A 2,619-nucleotide genomic window follows, 5' to 3' on the forward strand; every position below is an offset into this window, starting at 1 on the left:
GTGGGCGAGCATTTTCCCATCGACATCCGCATCGAGGCGCGCGATCGTCAGGGGCTGCTGCGCGACATTTCGGAGATCCTGTCGCGCGAGCGCATCAACGTCACCGCGACCGACACCCTGAGCCGGGGCGACTTCGCGGTCATGGGATTCACGGTCGAGGTCGAGGGCGTGGATCAGCTCGCGCGGGTACTCGGGTACATCCGCGATGTCGCGGGGGTGACTCGTGCCGAGCGCAGTTGATCTTCCCGCGAACGCGAAATTGAACGTGGTGCGCGTTTTCTATACACTCTCGCACCTCGCAGGCGCGTAGCTCAGCTGGTTAGAGCACCACCTTGACATGGTGGGGGTCGTTGGTTCGAATCCAATCGCGCCTACCACTGTCTCCGGATGCAGCGGAACTGTGACTCCGCAGTCCGGCCTCTCGCGCGCCCGGAATTCCTGCGATCGAGAGCGCTTCGCGCCCTTTACGGTTCATCGCCCGGATGCCTGGCAAGTGCGAGTTTCATCGCAGCGTGTGACGTGACAGTACGTCGACGATGACGCTCACCGATCTCAAGTACATCGTGGCACTCGCGCGCGAACGGCACTTCGGCCGCGCCGCCGAGAGCTGCTTCGTGTCGCAGCCGACCCTGTCGATTGCCGTGAAGAAGCTCGAAGACGAACTGGGCGTCGTGCTCTTCGAGCGCTCGCCGCATGACGTGCGCACGACGCCGGTCGGCGAGAGCATCGTCGCGCAGGCGGAGCGGGTGCTGGAGGAAGCGGCGCGGCTGACCGAGATCGCAGCCGCCGGCAGAGATTCGCTGGCGGGTCCGCTGCGCCTCGGGGTGATCTACACCATCGGGCCGTGGCTGTTGCCGCGGCTGGTGCCGATTCTGCACCGGCGCGCACCCGAGATGCCTCTCCTGCTGGAAGAGAACTACACGCACAGGCTCCTGGAGAAGCTCAAGGCGGTCGAGCTGGACATCGCGGTGCTCGCGTTGCCGGTCGCGGAGCCGGGGCTGGTGAGCCAACCGATCTACGACGAGGCTTTTCGCGCACTGGTACCCGCTGTCCACCCGTGGGCGACGGCGGACGCGGTGGACGCGGGGCAATTCGCCGATCAGCCGCTGTTGATGCTCGGTCGTGGGAACTGCTTTCGCGACCAGGTGCTCGATCTGTGCACCCGGGCAGGCGAGGGCGGACCGCAGGTCCTGGAGGGGGGGTCGCTGGAGACCATCCGCCACATGGTCGCCTCGGGCGTCGGCATCACCGTGATGCCCGCGGCGGCGGTCGACGACATTGCGCCGGATGATCCGCTGCTGCGCGTGAAGCCGTTCCTGCCGCCGACGCCTACGCGCCGGGTGGGCATGGTCTGGCGCGCGACCTTTCCGCGTCATCGGGCCATCGACCTGGTCCGGCAGGCGCTGCTCGACTGTCACCTGCCCGGAACCCAGCCGGTCGATTCCGCGGGCGTAAAACGCCGCACCGCAGCAGCGAAGCGGGCCACTTGATTTACGCTGGCCGCACGCGCGCCAGACATCGTTTCCTCACTCGACCGCATCCCGCCGCGACGCCCTGGACGCGGCTCGTGAACCTGACCCCGCGGCGCAGCAGAACACGCTGCTTTCTTGTTCTGCGTCAAACAGTCGGAGAAGTGATCTGCTATTCTTGATGCGCCGCACAATATCGCTTTCCCGCAGCAAATCAAATGCTACCAACAACGACCCCGCGTCGCCCGGCGATGGGAACGACGCCCCGCGTGGTTGGTGCAGCGCAATAGCCAGTGCCTATCCGCCCCATCCTAACAATCAATTTGATCAATGAGGAGGGGGCCCTTATTCTGCTGGCTCAGGCTTATGGTCATCCTCTGATTCATCACAAGGAGAAGCAGTATGCAAACGCTGATCAACACCGAAATCAAACCCTTCAAGGCAACGGCCTACTCCAACGGCAAGTTCGTCGAGGTGACTGAAGCCACCCTGAAGGGCAAGTGGTCCGTGGTCTTCTTCTATCCGGCAGACTTCACTTTCGTTTGCCCGACGGAGCTCGGAGACCTCGCCGACAACTATGCCGAGTTCAAGAAGCTGGGCGTCGAGATCTATGCCGTCTCGACCGACACCCACTTCACCCACAAGGCGTGGCACGACACGTCCGAGACCATCAAGAAGCTGCAGTTCCCGATGGTCGGCGATCCGACGGGCGCGATCACCCGCAACTTCGGCGTGATGATCGAGGAAGCCGGACTTGCCGAGCGCGGCACCTTCGTCATCGACCCCGCCGGCAAGATCCAGATCATCGAGATCAACGCCGGTGGCGTCGGCCGCGATGCGGTGGAACTGCTGCGCAAGGTGAAGGCTGCGCAGTATGTCGCCGCCCACCCCGGTGAGGTCTGCCCCGCCAAGTGGAAGGAAGGCGAGAAGACGCTGGCACCTTCGCTCGACCTCGTCGGCAAGATCTGAGTGGTCCCATCGCGCGGGCGCGCCGTCTTCCGGACGCCCGCGCGGCAGCTTGCGGCCCTCATCAGTTGCTTCAGGAGAACACCATGCTAGATACCGCCATCCAGGGACAACTCTCCGCATATCTGGAGAGACTGCAGGCGCCGATCGAACTCGTCGCCTCGCTCGACGACAGCTCGACGGC

3 protein-coding genes and 1 tRNA gene are annotated in these 2,619 nt (G+C 64.3%); all 4 read left to right on the forward strand.

The genetic code is table 11. The annotated features are described in order from the left end of the window. A partial coding sequence (locus tag JNK68_17035; GenBank protein MBL8542049.1) for a GTP pyrophosphokinase occupies window positions 1-240 on the forward strand: 240 nt, incomplete at its 5' end. Window positions 241-300: 60 nt separating this feature from the next. After that, window positions 301-377: transfer RNA gene (locus tag JNK68_17040), tRNA-Val, on the forward strand. Window positions 378-536: 159 nt separating this feature from the next. Next, window positions 537-1,490, forward strand: a complete 954-nt coding sequence (locus tag JNK68_17045) for a LysR family transcriptional regulator (GenBank protein MBL8542050.1) — start codon at window positions 537-539, stop codon at window positions 1,488-1,490. A 381-nt stretch (window positions 1,491-1,871) separates the two neighbouring features. Next, window positions 1,872-2,438: a peroxiredoxin gene (gene ahpC, locus JNK68_17050; GenBank protein ID MBL8542051.1), complete on the forward strand. Its 567-nt coding sequence runs from the start codon at window positions 1,872-1,874 to the stop codon at window positions 2,436-2,438. Window positions 2,439-2,619: the final 181 nt, after the last annotated feature.

It is taken from the genome of Betaproteobacteria bacterium (genome assembly GCA_016791345.1).
In the GTDB taxonomy this organism is placed as follows: domain Bacteria; phylum Pseudomonadota; class Gammaproteobacteria; order Burkholderiales; family JAEUMW01; genus JAEUMW01.